19 protein-coding genes are annotated in these 20,698 nt (G+C 43.6%); 5 read left to right on the forward strand and 14 right to left on the reverse strand.

Annotated elements, in window-relative coordinates; genetic code table 11:
• Positions 1–1,344: 1,344 nt before the first annotated feature.
• Positions 1,345–2,040 (reverse strand): SDR family NAD(P)-dependent oxidoreductase, encoded by a 696-nt coding sequence (locus ABWV55_RS06310; protein WP_353291290.1) that lies wholly within the window; start codon positions 2,038–2,040, stop codon positions 1,345–1,347.
• A gap of 994 nt (positions 2,041–3,034) precedes the next feature.
• On the opposite strand from ABWV55_RS06310, the gene ABWV55_RS06315 reads away from it, so the two are divergent.
• Complete coding sequence (locus tag ABWV55_RS06315) at positions 3,035–3,886, forward strand: EamA family transporter (RefSeq protein WP_353291291.1); 852 nt, start codon at positions 3,035–3,037, stop codon at positions 3,884–3,886.
• Here the strand turns inward: ABWV55_RS06315 and ABWV55_RS06320 are convergent.
• Positions 3,823–4,905, reverse strand: a complete 1,083-nt coding sequence (locus tag ABWV55_RS06320) for a GTP-binding protein (protein WP_353291292.1) — start codon at positions 4,903–4,905, stop codon at positions 3,823–3,825. The genes ABWV55_RS06315 and ABWV55_RS06320 overlap by 64 nt on opposite strands.
• A gap of 12 nt (positions 4,906–4,917) precedes the next feature.
• Positions 4,918–5,403 (reverse strand): pentapeptide repeat-containing protein, encoded by a 486-nt coding sequence (locus ABWV55_RS06325; protein ID WP_353292635.1) that lies wholly within the window; start codon positions 5,401–5,403, stop codon positions 4,918–4,920.
• Positions 5,404–5,486: 83 nt separating this feature from the next.
• Between ABWV55_RS06325 and ABWV55_RS06330 the strand changes: the two genes are divergently transcribed.
• From ABWV55_RS06330 to ilvD, 3 genes are read left to right on the forward strand one after another with little or no spacing between them, the layout of a single operon-like run.
• Complete coding sequence (locus ABWV55_RS06330) at positions 5,487–6,089, forward strand: uracil phosphoribosyltransferase (protein WP_353291293.1); 603 nt, start codon at positions 5,487–5,489, stop codon at positions 6,087–6,089.
• Between the two features lie 39 nt (positions 6,090–6,128).
• Complete coding sequence (locus tag ABWV55_RS06335; protein ID WP_353291294.1) at positions 6,129–6,407, forward strand: hypothetical protein; 279 nt, start codon at positions 6,129–6,131, stop codon at positions 6,405–6,407.
• A 46-nt stretch (positions 6,408–6,453) separates the two neighbouring features.
• Complete coding sequence (gene ilvD, locus ABWV55_RS06340) at positions 6,454–8,127, forward strand: dihydroxy-acid dehydratase (RefSeq protein ID WP_353292636.1); 1,674 nt, start codon at positions 6,454–6,456, stop codon at positions 8,125–8,127.
• Here ilvD and ABWV55_RS06345 read toward each other — a convergent pair whose 3' ends face one another.
• The 7 genes from ABWV55_RS06345 to glpX all read right to left on the reverse strand — a co-directional run bounded on the left by ABWV55_RS06345 (position 8,128) and on the right by glpX (position 15,062).
• Positions 8,128–8,493, reverse strand: a complete 366-nt coding sequence (locus ABWV55_RS06345; protein WP_353291295.1) for a hypothetical protein — start codon at positions 8,491–8,493, stop codon at positions 8,128–8,130. It abuts the gene before it with no gap.
• Between the two features lie 5 nt (positions 8,494–8,498).
• Positions 8,499–9,059 (reverse strand): CIA30 family protein, encoded by a 561-nt coding sequence (locus ABWV55_RS06350; RefSeq protein WP_353291296.1) that lies wholly within the window; start codon positions 9,057–9,059, stop codon positions 8,499–8,501.
• Positions 9,040–9,753 (reverse strand): 6-phosphogluconolactonase, encoded by a 714-nt coding sequence (gene pgl / locus ABWV55_RS06355; protein ID WP_353291297.1) that lies wholly within the window; start codon positions 9,751–9,753, stop codon positions 9,040–9,042. Before pgl ends, ABWV55_RS06350 begins: the two co-directional genes overlap by 20 nt.
• A gap of 10 nt (positions 9,754–9,763) precedes the next feature.
• On the reverse strand, positions 9,764–11,182 hold the full coding sequence (gene gndA / locus ABWV55_RS06360; protein ID WP_353292637.1) for an NADP-dependent phosphogluconate dehydrogenase: 1,419 nt from the start codon (positions 11,180–11,182) through the stop codon (positions 9,764–9,766).
• A 128-nt stretch (positions 11,183–11,310) separates the two neighbouring features.
• Complete coding sequence (locus tag ABWV55_RS06365; protein WP_353292638.1) at positions 11,311–12,606, reverse strand: glucose-1-phosphate adenylyltransferase; 1,296 nt, start codon at positions 12,604–12,606, stop codon at positions 11,311–11,313.
• 128 nt (positions 12,607–12,734) lie between these two features.
• Complete coding sequence (locus ABWV55_RS06370) at positions 12,735–14,027, reverse strand: glutamyl-tRNA reductase (protein ID WP_353291298.1); 1,293 nt, start codon at positions 14,025–14,027, stop codon at positions 12,735–12,737.
• A gap of 30 nt (positions 14,028–14,057) precedes the next feature.
• Entirely contained in the window at positions 14,058–15,062 is a 1,005-nt protein-coding gene (gene glpX, locus ABWV55_RS06375; protein WP_353292639.1) for a class II fructose-bisphosphatase, read from the reverse strand.
• Between the two features lie 175 nt (positions 15,063–15,237).
• On the opposite strand from glpX, the gene rpe reads away from it, so the two are divergent.
• Positions 15,238–15,972: a ribulose-phosphate 3-epimerase gene (rpe, locus tag ABWV55_RS06380; protein WP_353291299.1), complete on the forward strand. Its 735-nt coding sequence runs from the start codon at positions 15,238–15,240 to the stop codon at positions 15,970–15,972.
• A 1,447-nt stretch (positions 15,973–17,419) separates the two neighbouring features.
• On the opposite strand, the gene ccsB is transcribed toward rpe, so the two are convergent.
• The 4 genes from ccsB to ABWV55_RS06400 are packed head-to-tail and all read right to left on the reverse strand — an operon-like array spanning position 17,420 to position 20,687.
• Positions 17,420–18,337 (reverse strand): c-type cytochrome biogenesis protein CcsB, encoded by a 918-nt coding sequence (gene ccsB / locus ABWV55_RS06385; RefSeq protein WP_353292640.1) that lies wholly within the window; start codon positions 18,335–18,337, stop codon positions 17,420–17,422.
• 39 nt (positions 18,338–18,376) lie between these two features.
• Positions 18,377–19,522: an LptF/LptG family permease gene (locus ABWV55_RS06390; RefSeq protein ID WP_353291300.1), complete on the reverse strand. Its 1,146-nt coding sequence runs from the start codon at positions 19,520–19,522 to the stop codon at positions 18,377–18,379.
• A 5-nt stretch (positions 19,523–19,527) separates the two neighbouring features.
• On the reverse strand, positions 19,528–20,256 hold the full coding sequence (lptB, locus tag ABWV55_RS06395) for an LPS export ABC transporter ATP-binding protein (protein ID WP_353291301.1): 729 nt from the start codon (positions 20,254–20,256) through the stop codon (positions 19,528–19,530).
• On the reverse strand, positions 20,253–20,687 hold the full coding sequence (locus tag ABWV55_RS06400) for a hypothetical protein (protein ID WP_353291302.1): 435 nt from the start codon (positions 20,685–20,687) through the stop codon (positions 20,253–20,255). Before ABWV55_RS06400 ends, lptB begins: the two co-directional genes overlap by 4 nt.
• Positions 20,688–20,698 lie beyond the last annotated feature (11 nt).

Here is a 20,698-nt window from a genome sequence, read left to right on the forward strand (position 1 = left end):
CTAGCCTTGAATCAAAGATTCAATGAATTTGTTGTGGCTAAATTAACTATCTATAAAATTAACTTTTATATTTTACTGTATAATTAGTCTAGTTTAAAAATAAAAAGTTTATGAATTTAGTCCTCTAGTATCTTAGATTGTTAGTCAGATAGTTACGAGCAATAAACTTATTCTTTAAATTATGATTATTATACAGCCTATATTAATACTTTACTGCCGACAAATTATAATTCTTATTATTGAACTAATAAATAAAATCCTACAAATAGTAATGATACATGCTGTAACTAACTTAATAAAATATTCTTAATTATTAAAAATGATACTAGGTATGTACATGATAGTTATGTATCGAAATAAAAATCATGCATTATTAATTAAATACAATACTTAATTAAATTTAATTGTTATTATTTATCTTAGATTTAGCTAAACTAATAATCAGCAATAATCTTTATTTTCTTATCAAAGGCAAAGTATTTACGCACGCTTATTATTTAAGACAATTATTTGAATCATTTGATATATTAAAAGTATGTAATATTTGAAAGAAATAGTCTTATGAAAAAATATTAATATGTAATTTAAACTAACAAACTTATAAAAATTGAGATAATTTATGCTATAATAATCAATCAGACTAAAACTGAGTCAGATGTCTAAGTATGCACAAAAATGTTTAGATTTCTGGTCAAATGCAATTTTATAGAATTTATTATACTATATAAACTATCAAACTAAAATGTTACTTTTTGTATAGTTAAATTCTTTTAATTTAATGCTTAATCTAGAAGACAAATTCTTAAATGATATAAATAATGTAAAAAATTTAAATAGTAATTGACTTATTAATGACTAGACTTTTAATAGCAATATAAAGTTCAGGATTATATTATTTTAATCCTATAAATATTTTACTAGTAGATTTTATTATATAAATAGCAGATTAAACAAATTATTAGTATATGTGCTTATTTATATAATAAAAATTAGCAAGAAATAGTTTATTATTGAAACTATCTAAATAAAAGTGTTGTCTAGTAGTGGGCAAGAAAAGTCTTTAAGAACATTAAAAATCTTATTATTAAAAGCCTGAAACTAGTCATTTCATAGTTAATAAAGTATTCTAATATAAGTCCACTTATTAATCAGTTATACCAAAACTAAAAAGTTAATCATACTAACATTAACTTATGAATAGGCTGAACTGTTAGATTAGTTTTCCGTACATAATTTTCGAAATTAACTATAATAATCTCATTATTTACTGCCTAAAAAGCATGATTCATAGCAAAATAAATTTAGAGCAGTGCTCTAAATAATTCAAAGTAGGTGAAAGAAAAATCAGATTTCTAATGAACAATTTAAAGCCAACTCAAAAGGCACAGCTGTATTGGGAAGTGTTAATAGATTGCTGCTAAGCATTGCTAAATCGTCTGGCTGTGTCATCGCATCTCGAGAGATATGGCTCTGTCCATTAGCCATATCGGTATTTACCCAACTTGGACATAGTGCAGTAACACGAATGCCTCTTTCCCAACCTTCATTACGCATACTTTGGCAAAGCGCCATTAAAGCGAATTTACTGACAGAATATCCAGTCATGCGTCCCTTAACACGCTTTCCACTCATGGAAACAAAAACTTGAATACGACCCTGGCCAGAAGAGCATAAAGGCTTCCAAGCAGCTCTGGTGAGCCACCAAGGACCCATTAAATTTACATTCCACAAAGTATTTAAATCAAGTTCCTCACCATCGGCAAAAAGAAGAGGCGTGGATCGAAGAATACCGGCGCAGTGAATTAAACCATCAATCCCACCCCACTGCTTAACTGTAGCATTAACCCAGGCTAGTGCACTTGTTGGATCCAAGGCATCATAGCGATGGTAAAGCACCTGACTACAATCGAAGGAGCTCTCTTTCGACTGATATAAATCGCGAACGCCAAGGCTTAGTTGATATCCATCGGCAAGCAGTTGTTTGGCAATGGATTGACCAATTCCGCGGTTAGAACCACTGATTAGAATTGTTTTGGGCATTAGAGCGACTGTTTCATTAATCTGCAACGCTGCCTAGCTTCTAAAGTTTGATGTAAAAATTGTAATTCTACTTAAAAATTTTTACTGTGTTGCCTAAACCAAAAATGTTAATGATTTATCAAAATAATTAACAGACACTAAAAACGTCATAAAGAGCATATTGCAATTGTTATGTAACAATTATATAACGATGTCAAATAATTTCTTCTTTAAGATTTGGCAGCCACATGGTGGCATGGTCATGTTATTGATTCTAGACATGGTTTAAATCTTATGCTCATATTTATGATGAATTAGCTGTTTATTCTACTCTAGATAACAGATACTTAAATTCGCGATCGTTTATTTCTGATTTTTTTAGTAATGATATGATAAGTAATTTTACTTTAAGTTTTAATTCAGGAAGTTAAATCCCTAATTTAATAAGTAGTTTTTATAAAAATAAATAAGCAGATTGCTGATGATTAAAGCTTTAATAGCTTACTTATTATAAATATTAATTTCTATTATGTTGATCATAACTCGTTATTATATTGAATGACCACAACAGTTTGCAAAAACTAGAAACAATCACAATAAATATAGCAGCTATCTCAACACCGATAAAGCTTACAAAGTATGTTAATTTCTTCGCTTAGACCTTGTTTAGCTTCTTCGTTAAACAGACATCTAAGCTAGCTAATTTAGTTGTCCAGAATAGATAAATAATCTTCTTATTTTCTTTTGTTTTCATTCTTTTATTATCAGTCTCGATTATTATCATTAATTAAACTGTTGGAATAGCAGTCTACTAGTACTGTCTCATACAGAAGACATTTGATCTCGCCTCAGTGATAGCTAGCAAATAGCAATAAAACTCATTAGCTTTTGCTTTTGAGTGAAGATATCGTTAACATAATCCTTTGAAGCGCACATTTAGCGCGGTTGTTGTCGCTATTTATGCTTAAGGCAAAAGAAAAAAACTAAATCCAACTGATCAACTAGGAGTTGAGCCGTGATTTCAGGACTTGTTGCTGCCCTTGGGGCAGCCATGGCGTGGACGGGAGCCAGTAGTATGTGGCGATCCTTATCGCTATTTGGCACAGCCGTTGAACTGAATGGTCTAAAAAACGGACTAGCAACTCTCCTCTTTCTGCCCCTACTGATTACTCTCCCATGGACTAATCAATTTGGATCTGTGTTGATGTTATTATTCAGCGGGTTGATTGGAATCGGTGTTGGCGATAGCTTTCATCTTGGAGGACTAAGGCGACTGGGGACACAACGTGTGCTGACCGTGGAAGCAAGTGAGCCCGTATTAGCCAATCTGGGTGGTTTTCTACTAATGGGGGATACACTTCAGCCCACATCTTGGTTGGGGGCCATTTTAGTAAGTTGCTCCGTAGTATTAGTTGCTAGTCAAAGCGATGTGTCGAAAAGTGGGCGTGGCAGAAGATTAGGACTTACGTTTTCGATATTGGCGGTACTGTGCGGATTGATAGGAGCCTTTATGGCGCGGCAAGCACTAATAGTCAGTAATTTTACACCGTTTCAGTCGGCGGCAGTTCGCTTGCTGGGTGGATGGTTAGGTCTATTGCCAGTATTGCGTGGACGTCTATACCCTGAAGCATTACCACCTCGGATAATTCCCAAAATACTGTTAGCTACTGTAATCGGCACTAACATCGGCATTGTTCTTCAGCAGGTTGTTTTTCAAACATTACCTGTTGGTGAAGGCGTTACTTTAATGAGCACTGCTCCTGTGATGGCCTTGCTAATTAGTAGGATGGAGGGAGAAATGGTTCAATGGCGCGGAGTCGCAGCAGCAGTCTTTGTTGTTTTTGGCGTAGCGTTGAGTAGTCTTTGAAGCCCTGACTCAATAGCGAAGGCTGCAGAATCAGTTAAAGCAAGGACCACTAAATCAACACCAGCGCCAGACACCGGTTGCCATAGGCTATGCGGCGCTGCTTCAAACCAACTGTTTAAGCGAGGGCCGACCATTTGGAGCTGTAGTGGAAGAGCCTTACCAGTAAGCCAAACGCGTCCTTTAAGGCGGATCACCTGGTGATCTCGCACCAACTTTGGGAGCAGTGCTTCCAATACGCTTCGATCCAAGTCACCTTCTAAACGAACGTTACTTTCAATTACTGCTACATGACTATGATGATGTTCATGGTCATCTTGAGCATGAACTGGTGTCTGGTGCTCAAGGCCAAGGATTACCGTTGCATCCAATGAACCGTTCGCAACCGCCAAGAGCGCCGTACCGTCGCGAACGCCAGGCAGAAGTGATACTTTGACTTCATCAAGTTGACTCACCGATAGGGTGTCAGCTCGACTGATAAGCACCAGGTCAGCAGCCTGTAATTGGTTCTTGAATAATTCATCGATCGCATTAATGTGATCGAGGCTGGGATCCTCTAGCCGTTGTCTCTCAAGCGCCTCAGGGTCTGCCACTGGGCTGCCAGCGGCAAGAGCTTCGCCATCTACCAGCGTCACCACACCGTTGATATGTACCTCGCTTCTAATCTCTGGCCAATCCAAAGCTTGAAGCAGGGGACGAGGCAGAGCCAAACCACTGGTTTCGATAACGATGCCGTCTAATTGATCAGATCGCTTCAACAGCTTCTTCATGGTTGGCAGGAAATCATCCTGCACTGTGCAGCAGAGGCAACCGTTATTGAGCTCAACTAACCGATTTTCCACTTCTTCTTCCGAGCAAAAGCCGCAACTGCGAATCAACGCTCCATCAAGACCAATGCTTCCAAACTCGTTAATGACTACTGCAAGACGTCGGCCACCATTAACAAGTAAGCGACGGATAACAGTCGTCTTACCGGCGCCGAGAAACCCTGTGATGATAGTTACAGGAAGTCGTTTTGCCATATGAGGACTGTTTTAAGGACGACACCCGAGACTTTCACGTGTCGATACGCCACTGCGAGGGTTGACACCGTCAGCGCTACCACAAAGCGCCCTTTGCTGAGGCAAATCGAGAACTGCGTCGGTGAAGTCAGCACCCTCTATACGAGCGTTCGTGAAACGGCTCTGCATTAGCATAGCATTCTTCAGTATGGCTCCACGGAGATCTGCGCCATCAAAACGACTTGCAAACCCCACAACGTCTGAAAGATCCGCATTACGCAAATCAGCACCCTGAAGTTGAGTGGTATTAATCACAGCACCGCGAAGATCCGCCCCACTGAGATTCACTTCTCGCAGATTCGCTTTCAAGAATTCTTGTTCCTTGAGATCCATTCCGTGCATATCGGCTGTGATTCCTTGGTAAGCACTGCTACCTCGCAGTTCAGGAGCGGTAATCGCTTGCACTACATCGATCCTCCAGAAAAGCGCTGTGGTACCAACCAGAAGAGCCGCGAAAATTGAGACCAAATAAAAGAGAAATTGCACCTAGACAAGTAACTCGACCGTTTACGTTATTGCAGCTCCGAATAGAGCGTTGCGTTATGGCTACGAGCCTCCGCGTGGTGGTGCCACCTCATCCCCTGATTGGTCATTGGCTCACCATGCTTCGACACCGGGAGACACCACCAGCGTTGTATGCAACTGCGATACAAGAACTCGGCCGTTGGTTGACCTACGAATCCCTGCGGGATTGGCTCCCCCATCGGCGCGAAATTGTACCCACAAGCCACGGCAACACCGAAGGGCTCGTAGTGGAAGCAAGAGTGCCCCTTTTGGCAGTCCCTGTTCTGCCAGGGGGCTTGGAACTGTGGCAAGGCGCTCGACAGGTCCTACCCGATGCAGCCCTATGTTTAAACGGCGTTCCCACAAACATCGAAACCAACGCGGGCGTGGTGTTGTTTATCGATCAAATTACCAATGGGGAAATCACCTTGGATCTCGTTCAACAGCTCCAGAATCAAGATATCAACGGGAATCAACTGAGAGTGATTACAGTGGTTTGCGCAAGTCCTGGTTTAAGGACTCTGGGAAGGGCAGTACCTGAACTTACTTTATACACCGCTTGTATCGATGAAGATTTGGACGATTCAGGACAAGCCAATCCCGGCATCGGTGACCCTCTGCAAAGACTCAACATCAGATGAAAAGGCTGTGACTAGATTTTAGAAATTATCGATCCGACTATGGGGCAGAACCATGACAGCGGCTTTGGCACACTGATGTCTCTCATGACAGGCGCAGTGATTGGAGCCACCGGTCTCGCTTGGTTGCTACTGAACAAAGCAGATCGTCGTCGTCGTGTCAGTGGGCAAAAAGCGATGCTCTACGCCTCACGCATGCAAGACGGGTCTGAAGCATTTGAACCCACTGATAATGGCCACTTAGAGCAACGGATTGAAAAGCTCAATGCCGAAATTGCGCGAGTACGAGCTCAGTTGGAAGGCCTCGGAAAAGACAACTGAGTTCTTGATTTAAGTTGATTGAATGACTGCAAGTCCAACCTGCACCATGCTCCGCTCTGATGTCATCACTAAGGGAACTCAACGTTCACCCAATCGCGCCATGTTGCGGACAGTCGGATTTAGTGATGCTGATTTCGGCAAACCAATCCTTGGAATTGCAAACGGCTATAGCACAATCACGCCCTGTAACATGGGCCTGGACGCTTTAGCAAAATGCGCCGAGGAGGCGGTTCGTGCCGCTGGAGGGATGCCGCAGATATTCGGGACTATCACAGTAAGTGATGGTATCTCAATGGGCACAGAGGGGATGAAATACTCCCTAGTGAGTCGTGAAGTCATCGCGGATGCTATTGAGACAGCTTGCAACGGTCAAAGCATGGATGGCCTGTTAGCTGTCGGCGGTTGCGACAAAAACATGCCTGGAGCCATGATGGCCATGGCACGGATGAACATCCCTGCGATATTCGTTTATGGGGGAACGATTAAGCCTGGAAAGCTCGGCGGCCGTGATCTCACCGTGGTGGACGCTTTCGAAGCGGTGGGTCATCTGGCCAGCGGGAAGATCGATGAAAAGCAACTCATTGCCATCGAGAAAAATGCCTGTCCTGGAGTAGGAAGCTGCGGTGGAATGTTCACCGCTAACACCATGAGTGCTGCCATTGAAACTATGGGTCTTAGCCTTCCTTACAGTTCCACGATGGCGGCAGAAGACGCAGAAAAAACCGAAAGTGCTGCTCGATCAGCAGAGGTGTTGGTGAATGCCGTTAAGGCTAACATTCGACCGCTAAATCTTCTTACTAAAGAAGCCTTCGAAAATGCCATCAGTGTGATCATGGCGGTGGGTGGGTCCACTAATGCTGTTTTGCATCTATTGGCCATTGCCCGAATTGCCAGGGTCGATTTAAATATCGACGACTTTGAACGAATCCGCCAACGCGTTCCAGTGATCTGCGATCTCAAGCCCAGCGGGCGCTTCGTAACAGTTGACTTACATCGAACCGGGGGAATTCCTCAAGTAATGAAGTTGCTGTTAGATGCCGGATTACTGCACGGCGATTGCCGCAATGTAGAAGGCAAAAGTCTGCGAGAGCTGTTAGCAGACGTGCCCTCCACACCACCAGGAAGTCAGGATGTTATCAAACCTCTTAGTAATCCTATTTACAATAAGGGGCATTTGGCCATCCTAAAAGGTAATTTAGCTCAGGAAGGCAGCGTAGCTAAAATTAGCGGTGTTAAAAGGCCAGTTCTAACAGGTCCTGCTCGGGTCTTTGAAAGCGAAGAGGATTGTTTGGCAGCTATTTTGGACAAGAAAATCAATACGGGCGACGTTGTGGTGATTCGCTACGAAGGGCCTGTTGGAGGGCCCGGTATGCGTGAAATGCTGGCTCCCACCTCCGCTATAGTTGGACAGGGCCTTGGTGATAAAGTGGCCTTGGTCACCGATGGGCGCTTTAGTGGTGGTACATACGGGCTGGTGGTGGGGCATGTGGCACCAGAAGCTGCTGCTGGCGGGACAATCGGGCTTGTTCGAGAGGGAGATAGCATCACTGTAGATGCCGATAGATTACTTCTTCAACTCAACGTTGATGATACGGAACTGGCTAACCGCCGTGCGACCTGGTCACGACCGAAGCCCCTTTACACGACAGGTGTTTTGGGCAAATACGCCAGACTGGTTTCAACATCCAGCAAGGGAGCAATAACGGACCAGTTAGATTGATCAGCATGATTGTAAGAGGGAGTGCAGTCGACGTCCGAATGCTTCCAGTTGCCTAGCGCCCTGAGGCATATCTATACGTTGACCTGTCACCCCATGCATCCAAACCGGATGCCTACCCTGCCAAAGTAGAGGGCGCTCAGACTGATTCCACCAACCCAGCATCAGGTTGATGTCGCCACCACTCCGATAGATCTCTAATTCGAGATCTCGGTCGGGACAGTGTTTTCCGTAGCTATCGCGGCATTCGATTCGCACGTTTAAATCGTCAAGAATCGCCGGTACAGATGGATCGATGGGAATGACGGTATGAGTCCAGGGTTTTAAACAAGCATCCGCCGCTTTAGCAATCAAAGCCAACAGTTCCACGACGTCTAAGACAGAGCTCGAATAGAACGAATCAATAGACGAATCGCACCAGCTCGGAAACCGGGATTCGGGGAACCGCTATCACCAAACTTTGAGTGGAGTACCTGTAGACGGGTTATTCCGCTGACATCAAATCGCAAAGGAAGTAGCACGGGTCTAGCCCGAATCATGGGACGTAAATCAGCAAAAGAAATCATGATCTGGGTCGTCCCGACTTTTTGGGTCGGAGCATCAATAACCCAGCGCAAACCTCCTGGTATCAGTTCGGTAAGACCTAATGCACCATCACGGCAACCCAAGGCTATTTTTAGTGTTCGTCCTTCCCCATCCACGTCTAACCGAAGAGCCGAAAATCTAGAGAGATTTAAAGGTGGCCGCAGTCGCGGCGATCGACAACTCACAAACCCACCACCTGCTTCGATTAACTCTCCTTTGAGCAATAAGCCCTCAGTAGTGATTTGACAGTCTGCACGGGACGTTCCTCCCATAACATCATCATTTAAACTGGTCCAACCAACAAATTCACTGTCTTTGAAAAGAACCTGCTCAAAAACCGGCGGTTGCATCCTGATCGGCGATTATCAGCACATCATTAGCAGGCTGCACAAGACGAGCGGGCGTACGTTTTGATAATTCTTGTGGATCAAGAAGCCGTTTCAGAGCCACCTGTTTATTGGCACCACTCACCAAGAATATTACTTGACGAGCAGCGCTTAGCACAGGAGCAGTGAGTGTGATTCGATCAACGCCCTTGCTATGACTCACCGTTGTCCACCGATCCATCACTAGTGGAGCAGCGGTTCCAGGGAACAATGAGGCAGTGTGGCCATCCTCGCCCAATCCCAGGAGCATAATGTCAAAGACAGGGGGATTTGAACTACATAGCTGGGTAATCATTTTTGCCAAAGCTCGAGCACTGGCATCAGCATTCATAAGCTCAACCGTAGGCACGGAATGAAACACTGCCATGGATGCGGGACCCGCTGAAAATAGGGTGTTATGGAGCATGCGCGCGTTGCTCGACTTATCATCAGTCGATACCCATCGCTCGTCCCCAAGCACCACATCCACCCTGTCCCAGGGAATATGTTCTTGCCCCAATAATGAATAGGTTTTTGTTGGAGTAGACCCTCCAGACAAAGCGATTCGGCAACGATCGCGTTGACCGAGGACAAGATTGATGTAACGGGAAATGGTCTGAGAAGCTCGGTAAGACAGGTCTTGAGGATTGCTCGCCCGAACAATGCGATAGGTCGTCATGCCCCAGTTTTTAGGAGAGCCACTCGGTATGAAAACTACCGTCTTTATCAAGACGCTGGTAAGTATGTGAACCGAAGCAGTCACGCATGGCTTGTACCAAGTTCTGGGGCAAGCGGCCTGTACGGTAGCTGTTGATGTAATCCAATGTGCTGCTAAAGCAGGGCACAGGAACACCAGCCTCAGCCGCTCCTGCCACCACTTTCATTAACCCTGGCAACCTTTGATTTACTTGATAAACAAACCAGGAATCCATCATTAGATTAACTGGCTGAGGATCAGTGTTGAAAGCGTCTTGAATGCGTTTCAGCAAGCGGGATCGAATTATGCAGCCCCCCTTCCAGATTTGCGCTATAGAAGGCATGTGTAAGGAGTAATCCAAACTACTTGAAGCAATCCGCAACAGCTCCATTCCCTGCGCATAGCTCGCCACACAACTGAGTACAACAGCATCCATAAGAGGTGACATGGCATCCGAAGAAGACCCCAAATCACAATCCTTCACCGCAGGTCCCTTAAGGCTGGATTCAGCCGCAATGCGTTGAGATTTCATGGAACTCATAACTCGGCTATTAAGTGCTGCATAGATAGTCGGTACCGCAGCCCCCAGCTGCAGAGCTGTAACCACAGTCCACAAACCAGTTCCTTTTTGGCCAGCCTTATCCATAATTTTTTCTACCAGATCAGCACCATCAAGGGAATCCTTCGTACGAAGGCAGACCTCAGTGATCTCTACCAAATACGAGGACAGTTCTTCCGTAGAGTTCCATTGAGCGAGAATGTCGGCTATCTGATCACCTTTCATCCCCTTAATCCGCTTCATCAGGTCGTATGCCTCAGCCAGAATCTGTTCGATTCCGTATTCAATGCCATTGTGAACGGTCTTCACGAGGTGACCAGATCCCCCCGGCCCGATATAGGTAACACAAGGACCGTCCTCTACTTGGGCTGCCATCCTGGTAAGCAAACTCTCAACGGCGAGATAGGAGGCTTTAGTTCCGCCGGGCATCATGCTAGGCCCCTCCAATGCACCTCTGGCTCCACCAGAAACACCCATTCCAATAAAGCCAAGGTTCTTACCCTCAAGCCTTTTTACGCGGCTCTCTGTGTCTTGATAATCGGAATTACCGCCATCAATCAGAAGGTCACCTTTTTCTAAAAAAAGCGAAAGTTGATCAATCACTGCGTCCACCGCAGCACCAGCCTTAACCATTATCAAGATGCGGCGAGGACGCTCTAATTTTCCAACAAAATCTTGAAGATCAGTAGCACCCTGAATGTTTTTGCCCTGACCACGTCCTCTTAGAAATTCCTCGGTCTTAGAACAAGTGCGATTATAAACAGCGCTGGAGAAACCATTTCGCTCCGCATTAAGGACGAGGTTCTCACCCATTACACCGAGACCAATTAAGCCAAAATGGGACTTGAGCATGTCCTGTGAATTCACCACCAACTCTGGTCATAGTGTGAGCATTTAGACTCTAACTGGCCGCATACCCAACAACCTATGTCAGGGATGGAGGATTAATGAATGGCTTACCCTGATTTTGACTAACCCGTTTAGATCACCGCCCCATCCTGAACGGTAGCATTCTTCTGAACCACAACAATCCCATTGCGGATATAGAAGCCTAGGTCTGAACGATCGGCCTCTTCAACGCGGTCTTTGTTAATGATGGATACGTTAGAGCCGATACGAGCATTTTTGTCAAGAATAGCACGCTTTACTGTTGTTCCCGGACCAACGCCAACAGGAATACCACCATGCGTTCGAATTGTATCTCTTTCCTCGTTAGATTCGAACAAATCCGCACCCATCACAAGGGTATCTTGCAGGACAACATCAGTTTCGATACGACTCCTAACTCCTAGGACACAATGATAGATACTGCATGACTTTAGAATTGAGCCTTCGCCTACAATAGAATTAATAATTTGGGCATCAACTAGTTTAGTAGGCGGTAGATAGCGGGGACGAGTGTAGATAGGAAATTTCTCGTCGTAAAAACTAAAGGGAGGCGTTGGCTGTTGAGTAAGGGCAAGATTAGCTTCATAGAAAGCACCGATTGTTCCAATATCTTCCCAATAATCATTAAAAATGTAGCTCTGTAATTTATCCCCTCTTTTCAAAGCTTCAGGGATGACTTCCTTGCCGAAATCTTTGTGACCAGGGTATTTATCAAGAAGTTCAAAGAGTGTGTCATGACTGAACACATAAATCCCCATCGATACTAAGTATCGACGCTTTTTAGCAGCTTCGGGAGTTAAACCAAAGCGCGTTGTATCAATAGCCATCTGACGAAGGGAATCTCCCTTGGGCTTTTCGCGGAATTCCTGGATGCTACCTCTTTCATCAGTGCGCATCAAACCGAAAGCTTCTGCCTGCTTTGCATCAACAGGAAGAGCCGCAATAGTAAGGTTTGCACCTGTACGACGATGATGCTCAATGAACAAACTGTAGTCCATGCGATATAGCTGATCGCCAGAAAGAATTAGATATTCATCTACATCCCATTCCTGAAACAACCACTGATATTTACGCACGGCATCAGCAGTACCTTCAAACCAAGACGGACTATCCGGAGTTTGTTGGGCAGCCAAAACCTCGACAAAACCTCCTCCAAAAGAATTAGATAGATTGAACGTCTGACTGAGATGACGGTTTAACGATGCACTATTGAACTGAGTCATCACGTATATCTTATGGATGTCGGAGTTGATACAATTGCTAATTGGGATATCGATTAAGCGATATTTACCAGCCAAGGGGACAGCAGGCTTGGCCCGCATCTTTGTCAGGGGATAGAGGCGGGTGCCAGCACCGCCGCCAAGAATAATCGCCAAAACCCGCTTCATGCCGCTACCCAAAGTGGCGTTGTCGCAAGAACTTAACGGAGAGTTCGACCGAAAAACCACTCCCAGTCTTTAATTAGTAAAAATCGCTAAAAGCTAACCTTAGATAGCCGCCACCAAAGTAGCTAGGGTCAGTCAAGATCAAAGAGTCTTTCAACTACACGTAGGACTTGTTTCCGTTCGGTGCGCGTTTGAGGAGCTCTTAGTTGGGTGACGGGGGTATGAAGAATCTTGTTGACTATTCCCTTGCTTAGTGCTTCCACTACTTTGCGTTCTCGTGCTGAAAAATCGGGTCCCATTCGACTAAGGGCTTTTTGAAGTTCCTCGATTCGAATGATTTCCATAGAAGATCTTAGCTGATTAATTGTTGGCACTGCCTCTAAACTTTCCCACCAATCCAGGAATAGTTGTGCCTCTTCCTGGAGGAGTTGTTCAGCTTCACAAGCAATAGCCTGACGAACTTCCTGATTTCGAGCTACGACCTCCTGAAGGTCATCAACATCATGAGAATCAACACCATCGACATCTGTTGCGTCAGCAGCAACGTTTCGAGGAACACCAATGTCAATCAGCCTAAGTTTGCTGCGGCGGTTCAGGGATTGCAGGCGAGCCGCATCAACAATAGGATTCTTCGCTCCGGTGCTCATGAAAACGAGGGAACACGTGCTTAGAAATTGATCAAGATTTGTAAGCGGTCGACATTGAATCGGAAAACCTGGAAAATCTTTTGCAAGAAGCTTGGCCGTCTGAAGGGTACGATTTACTAAGACAACCTCTGAAGCACCCTTGGCCTGCAGGTGCTGCAAAAGTAGCCGACTCATTTTGCCAGCGCCGACGATAGCAATCTGCTCATTTTCAAGGGTTACTAAATCATTGAGACCGCAGGATTGGCCAAGTTTCAATTGCGCTAATTCAACAGCAGCAGAACTAATTGAAACAGCACCGGTGCCCAAATTAGTCTCACTACGAACCTTTTTACCCGTCGTGACCGCTTGAGTAATTAAACGGTTTAAAATCGGGCCGAGAGACCTATGCTCCTGACCTAAACGCATCATCTTTTTAACCTGGGAAAGTATCTGCCCTTCTCCAAGAACGAGACTATCCAAACCAGCCGCTACTCGTAATAAATGGTCAACGGCATCTTGATGGTGGTAGTTAAATAAATGAGGTGATAGCTCATTAATCTGCAAACCAGAGTATTTGCTCAAAAAACCTCTAACAGCACTAACCCCAAGATCAGGATGGCGAACCAGAGTGTAAATCTCTAGACGGTTGCATGTGCTGAGGATCGACGCTTCTAACACCTGGTCATTTTTTCGAAGCGATCGAAGAGACATTTCCATGCTCTGCTCAGGGATACTGAGCCGTTCCCTGATTTCTACAGGGGCCGTGCGATGACTAAGGCCGACAACGGCAATGTGCATGGAAATGTCCCTCTCAACCGGATATGACGATTAGTTCAAAGCGATGCTTTGAGCTCCATCCTTCATATGAACCGTGTTGGTGAAACGGCAAGTGTTATCCACATTGCTGATTACTAGGCTGCTCGTACGGGTGCAATCGGTTTCAAACTTAACGCCATTGAAAAGAAGGCCGTCAGTGATGCCGCTACCAGCAAAAACTACATGTTCGCCACATGCAAGCTCATCAGCCTCGTACACCTTATCTGGGTCAGTGATGCCCATATCAGTGAGACGTGCAAGATTACCCTCTTTAGTCATGTTTGCCCACTCAGAAGTTTGAGCGATCGCAGGGTCGTAAACCAGCTGACCCTGGAAATGACCACCCAAAGCACGCATAGCAGCTGCAGAGATCACACCCTCGGGAGCAGCGCCAATGCCCATAAGGCAATGGGTGCCTGTACCAGCAAAACCACAAGCAATCGCGGCCTGCACATCACCATCAGAAATAGGCTGAATGCGGGCACCAGTTGCGCGAATTTCAGTGATCAGATCTCTATGACGTGCACGATCCATCACGACAATCGTGAGTTCATCAGAAGTAAGTCCAAGGCACTCACTGAGAATCTTGATGTTTTCAGTCGCAGACTTACGAATATCAACCTTTCCTTTGGCTGACGGAGGCGCTGCTAATTTCTTCATATAAAAGTCGGGAGCATTAAACAAGCCATCGCGATCAGAGGCCGCTAAAACTGCCATCGAACCGCGTTGGCTATAGGCACAAAGGTTGGTACCTTCGCAAGGGTCAACAGCGAAATCAATACCAGGTCCTGTACCAGTACCCACTTGCTCACCGATATAGAGCATTGGCGCTTCGTCGCGTTCACCTTCACCGATAACGATCTTACCCTGCATCTGAATTTTGCTCATGCGCTCACGCATGGCATTGACTGCCAAAGCATCGGCCTCGTCTTTAAGGCCTTTACCAGAGAGGGTAGCGGAAGCAATTGCGGCTTGTTCAACAACCTCAAGAATTTCCTGGATGAGCGTTTGATCCACGGGACTCCGGTGGTGATAGATGGTTAAAAGTACTAGCGAGACGTGATGACAAGGCAATTTGTCCATGCCGCAGTGGATCTCGGCTTAGAAGCGCGGATTACTGTATCAGCGGTATGAGACTGTCCAAACCGTTTCGAGGCTTATATAAGATTCCGCCAGTTTTTGATTACTTGTAATGACAGCGTTTCATCGCTCCATTCAGATCATTCCCTCAGTTCTCCCAGCTGATTGGGCCGCAATGGGGCAGTGTGTCAAAGATCTTGAAGAAGCCGGTGTAGACAGAATCCAGTTTGACGTGATGGATGGCAACTTTGTGCCAAATCTAACCTTTGGTCCAGAACTTATAAAAGCTTGCAGAAAATATTGCAGCGTTCCCTTTGAAACTCAATTAATGGTGAGTCAGTATAATTGTGAAACCATGCTAGAAGAATATATCGCAGCGACAAAAGGACCAAATAACGAACCCGGCGTTGTTATTGCACATGTGGAAGCGAACACACATTTACATCGAGTTCTAAGCCAAATTCGAGAGCTAGGTGGTAGTCCCTCAGTAGCAATAAATCCCCATACACCAATAGATATGATAAAAAATATATTAGATATGGTAGATCATGTTTTAGTAATGACTGTTAATCCAGGATTTGGAGGTCAGGCATATATTCCGACAATGTTAGACAAGATATCCGAGTTGCGAAAAATAATTGTAGAACGTAACCTCGATATAGACATTGAAGTAGACGGTGGAATAAAAGCAAATTGGACAATCTCTCAATGTTGTGCCGCTGGTGCAAACTGCTTTATAGCCGGAAGTGGAATGTTTGCTTATCCGTCTCTAAAAGAAGGATGTGATGATCTGCGACGGGTTGCACAGGAAGCTCAAGCTGGCAAGACCTTGCCCACTTCTGCCTAGAAAACGCAAGAGCAGTAGCATCGCAGTGCAGTTTGCTTGCACTGCGATGGGTAAAATCTTTGAATTTCTCTTCATCAAATATCTTTAAGTAGGTCTCCTGCAGTTCGGTAAAAAAGTCTACAAGCCGTTGATAACATTATTATCAAATTAAATCGATTTAGATATGATTGATAGGCACTCTGCTCAAATTTCACCACTAGCTTACTGGTTAAAGTCCTGTTTTAATAATATAAATATCTTTGAATGTTTATTTGATTATTTTGAAATATGAGAAGTGTGTACTAGACTTTGCAAAAGTTGACGCTAACCATTTGTATACGGATAAAATCTCGCGTCCTTACTTGAAACTGCAATCTTACTTAAATCAAAGAGGCTTGAATAAAAAACTAGCAGCATTCTAGACTTAAATTTATTAGTTTAATACACAGGAATACTGCCTTGAACTTTGCAATCCGATTTTGATTTGATTAAAAATGTAGACCCTAGTCTCAACTAATAAAACCTTATTAAAATTGAATCCAAAAAATTAATGATTTAGGTTTACGCTACCTTTGTAAATAAGTGCAGACTTAACTGATAGATTAAACTACAATAGCTAAGTTAAAAGCATTAATCTATGAAAAGTTGACTAGTAATAAAGCTATTAATTGCTTTAGTTAGAAAATCTTATTTAAAAGACTCGATTACATAAACTAAAATATAGAAAATGTCTAAAACAATGTTAGTATAATAACTACTTGTGTTTGATTTCAAATTTATACGGTTAATAGTTAAGTTAATCGACGGTTTTGATTGAAGCTAAAGAGAAAGTTTTTTGGATATTGTTAGCATTACAATATGAAAGCAAAATATATTAATGCCTATGCTGTTAGCAATACTTAACAAGAAACTATTAGCATCAAGGATAAAGAAATTAAATAATTTTTTACAATTCTAAATTATCGCTACATTCTACTATACACAACTAGAAAACTAGAAGATATCTATCATAGATTTAAATAATCTTGTGTGCTGATTTATCAAATAATTAATAAAACATAGTAAAGAATTTAATCTATGCAACATGCATAGTAAAATTTATCTAATCAAAGCTTTAAAATAGTTTAAAACTAAAATATGAAGCCTACAGCTATTAGGTAGAATATATAGATATTATTTTTCTTGTATCTAAACTCTGATCCTGTAAATACTAGTCATATATTTCCTTAAGTTTATTGTAAGCTATGCTCTTTTGCATAAGGTATTTAAAATACAAGATTTGATCTACTATAGACTTAGCAATAAATTAATTTAAGCTATTATTCTTTTCACAAATTTTTACTTGTCATAGTATATTAATTCTTAAGTCAAATTTAATAATTGGGCTTAAAAAAATAACATTTTAAACCCTCAGCAAATCCTATAAATTAAGAGTTAATACTATAAGCCTGACACCAGATCAAATCAATCAGTCAAAAAACCAACCATAACTATGAAGACCAACGCCTAATAGATTCACTCCAATGTAGCAAATAGTAATCACAAAGAGACCTACTACGGCAACTAAAGCGGGACGCCGTCCCTGCCAGCCACGGCTGAGGCGAGTATGTAAATATGCCGCATAAACAAGCCAGCAGATTAATGCCCATGTTTCTTTAGGATCCCAACTCCAGTAACTTCCCCAAGCTTCATTCGCCCACACCGCTCCACTTATAATTCCTACAGTCAACATCAAAAAACCAACAGTTATAGTACGATAACTCAGGCTGTCGAGTTGTTCGTTAGTACTGAGTTGAACAGATCGTAATTGCAATATACCTGAATCAGAGGTGGTAATAGCCTGACGAAAACCTCCACTGCCAATTGAGCTACTACGTAATTCAAAACTCTCACCGCGATACATGACAAGAACAGCCATCGATAACAGTGATCCAATCAACAAAGCGGCATAACTCACCATGATCACGCTTACATGCATTACCAACCAACTGGAGCGCAACGCTGGAACTAAAGGTGTAGCCGATTGCAACTGATCTGGAAGTGCAAAACTGGCGAAAGCTATGCATCCAAGTCCCATTGGCGTCGCGAAGGCTGCCACAATGGGAGATGGCCATGCTCGTTCAACTAACAGTTGGGTCAGAGTGCAGGCCCAAGCGAGAAAGCAGAGTGATTCGTAAAGGTTACTGATCGGGAAATGGCCCGACTGCCACCAACGCAGAATTAGTTGTGCTGTCAAAAACAAATTAGAGGTAGCTACTAACATGCGCACAATGGATGGCTTAGAATCGCTGGAAACAGCCCAAAACGCTATAGGGAGTGCGATTAACAACAGCAGAAAAGCGACAAAGCCGAAGCCGGTGACCAGTTCAAATGAGGAATTAAGCAAACCAAACATTAAGGATTGACATAATTCTGACGTGCTCTGCTAACGATTGACCTGATACAAGAGCAGACCGCCAAATCCAAGAGAAATCAGAACAGGCAGCCAGGCAGCAGTTAATGGGGGAAGGATACCACTTATACCAAGTGAACTAAAACTGATGCTTAGGGCGTAATAACCAAGGATTAACAAAATGCTAACTCCAAAGCCTTGGCTTTTACTGGTACGAGACCCTGGCCTCGCACCAAGGCTGCTACCAATCAGACCAAACACCAGACAGGCCATAGGTAATGTGAATTTTTCCTGAATACGAACGCGTAATTTTCGTGCTGCTTTAACGTTTCCTGCTTCAGATTCAATCCGTTCTGCGGTAATAGCTTGGGAAAAAGTCATGTTATTGGCATCATCTGGTAGCTTTGCAACTTGAAGTGGGCCAGAATTAAGAGGATAAAAATTCTGATCAAACGCCACATGTGTTGTGCTGCCATTTGGATTAAGGGTGAGAATTTGGCCGTTGAAAAACTCCCACATCGCTTGTGATTCATTCCATGTAGCACGCTGAGCAATCCACATTTGGCGATAATTAGTACGAGAAAAGTCAAGCAATGTTACATCGATCATTTCCCCTTTTTTAAAGCACCGGGAGTAGAACAGTTGGCGCAAGCCACGGCTAGTTGTTTTTGTTTTCGAATCATAAATTCTGCCGAAGTTATTAAAAGTAATGTCTTTACCTTGTTCAGTAGCTAGTGCACGACCAAGGCCTTTCTGTAAGGTAAGTTCAGCTTGGGTATTGGCTCTTGGAACAATTACATCATTCAACACCAAGGTCAGTCCGGTCAGTGATAGTGAAAGAATTAAAGCGGGAACCACCAATCGAATAGTTGATATACCCACACTGTGAAGAGCTTTTAGTTCACTATTCGCAGACAGTTTGCTGTAAGCAAACAGCGTTGCGAATAGTGATGACATTGGAAGCGATAATACTAAAAAACGAGGCACGTTGAGCAGTAACAGCTGCAAAGCAATTGAAATCGGAAGTCCATCTACAAGTCGGCGAGCCAGCTCAAACATCACTCCTATAGAAAGTCCTAGCACTGTGAAAGCAGCAACTGCAAAAAGTAGAGGAGCAATGATCTCAGCAAGCAGCCAACGATCAAGCAAATGGATGTAACGTACCTTACGGATTAACATCTTGATCACAGTCTAAAATTCTCGCCGAGATAATGGCGACGAACTAGGACATTGCTGGCTACCTGATCAGCGCGACCTGAAGCAAGAATTGCCCCATTATTAAGGATTGTGGCCCGGTCTGTAATGGCGAGAGTTTCCCGAACGTTGTGATCGGTAATCAAAACCCCCATGCCTCGTTGACGCAAAGCGTGAATCAGGTTTTGGATATCAGCCACTGCCAGGGGATCCACACCCGCAAAAGGTTCATCAAGAAGAAGATAACGCGGACCATCACAACCCACTGCTAGAGCCCTAGCAATTTCACAACGTCGACGTTCTCCACCTGAGAGCTGAAAATTTCGACGATCCATAAATGCAGTGAGGCGAAATTCATCAATCAATTGTTCACGCCGATCTCGACGTTCCTTAGAACTTAGGTTTGTCTGATCGAGAGCTATGTCGAGGTTTTGACGAACTGTAAGTCGTCTAAAAATACTAGACTCTTGGGGTAAATAGCCAATACCTAGACGAGCTCTCTTTGGCATTGAGAGTTCTGAGATATCATGACTGTCAAGATAAATATGTCCTACATCCGGGCGCAGTAATCCAATCACGAGATTAAATGTAGTGGTTTTGCCTGCACCATTAGGGCCAAGCAATCCAACAACTTCACCTGGTGATAGACCTAGATCAATAGACTTGACTAGTTGGCGCCCCTCAAGAGCAATAGATACTTTCCTAAGTTCCAAGCTCATAGAAAATCAGGGATAGAATTAGCTGAATTACTATCAAAACTCCACTGGCTGAATACTTGTTCGTCGTTAGATGGCGTAGCTAAGGCACGTTCATCGATCAGGGAATAAGTAATTCTATTTGCTCGGAGTAAGTTGCCATTTTTATAAACAAAATCCACATCACCACTAAGAACAATCCGACCTTCTTTGGTGAAATATTGAGCCTGATGACTAGTAGCCATAACTCCTTGATCTATGTAAACTAGACGAACATTGCCGCTAGCAGTTATAATACCAGTTGAGTTATCAGCTGATTGTTTATCAGATTCAATAGTAATCAAATTAGACTGGACAGTCTTTTGCGTTTCCGCAACGGCAGGTAAAAACTCTAATAACACCAGAAGTCGTAGAAAAAAAATACCTTTAAGACAGAGCGGCACGAAAACGTTCACTCGGCACTGTG

The sequence above is a fragment of the Synechococcus sp. M16CYN genome (genome assembly GCF_040371545.1).
Lineage (GTDB): Bacteria > Cyanobacteriota > Cyanobacteriia > PCC-6307 > Cyanobiaceae > Parasynechococcus.

Bases quoted from the DNA above. Each gene is read 5' to 3' on its own strand.
- ABWV55_RS06335 (WP_353291294.1), top strand. From the start codon at position 6,129: ATGGGGCAGAACCATGACAGCGGCTTTGGCACACTGATGTCTCTCATG.
- pgl (WP_353291297.1), bottom strand. From the start codon at position 9,753: ATGACGACCTATCGCATTGTTCGGGCGAGCAATCCTCAAGACCTGTCT.
- ABWV55_RS06330 (WP_353291293.1), top strand. From the start codon at position 5,487: ATGGCTACGAGCCTCCGCGTGGTGGTGCCACCTCATCCCCTGATTGGT.
- ABWV55_RS06350 (WP_353291296.1), bottom strand. From the start codon at position 9,059: ATGCAACCGCCGGTTTTTGAGCAGGTTCTTTTCAAAGACAGTGAATTT.
- rpe (WP_353291299.1), top strand. From the start codon at position 15,238: ATGACAGCGTTTCATCGCTCCATTCAGATCATTCCCTCAGTTCTCCCA.
- ABWV55_RS06320 (WP_353291292.1), bottom strand. From the start codon at position 4,905: ATGGCAAAACGACTTCCTGTAACTATCATCACAGGGTTTCTCGGCGCC.
- lptB (WP_353291301.1), bottom strand. From the start codon at position 20,256: ATGAGCTTGGAACTTAGGAAAGTATCTATTGCTCTTGAGGGGCGCCAA.
- gndA (WP_353292637.1), bottom strand. From the start codon at position 11,182: ATGCTCAAGTCCCATTTTGGCTTAATTGGTCTCGGTGTAATGGGTGAG.
- ABWV55_RS06365 (WP_353292638.1), bottom strand. From the start codon at position 12,606: ATGAAGCGGGTTTTGGCGATTATTCTTGGCGGCGGTGCTGGCACCCGC.
- ABWV55_RS06310 (WP_353291290.1), bottom strand. From the start codon at position 2,040: ATGCCCAAAACAATTCTAATCAGTGGTTCTAACCGCGGAATTGGTCAA.
- ABWV55_RS06370 (WP_353291298.1), bottom strand. From the start codon at position 14,027: ATGCACATTGCCGTTGTCGGCCTTAGTCATCGCACGGCCCCTGTAGAA.
- ABWV55_RS06390 (WP_353291300.1), bottom strand. From the start codon at position 19,522: ATGTTAATCCGTAAGGTACGTTACATCCATTTGCTTGATCGTTGGCTG.
- ilvD (WP_353292636.1), top strand. From the start codon at position 6,454: ATGCTCCGCTCTGATGTCATCACTAAGGGAACTCAACGTTCACCCAAT.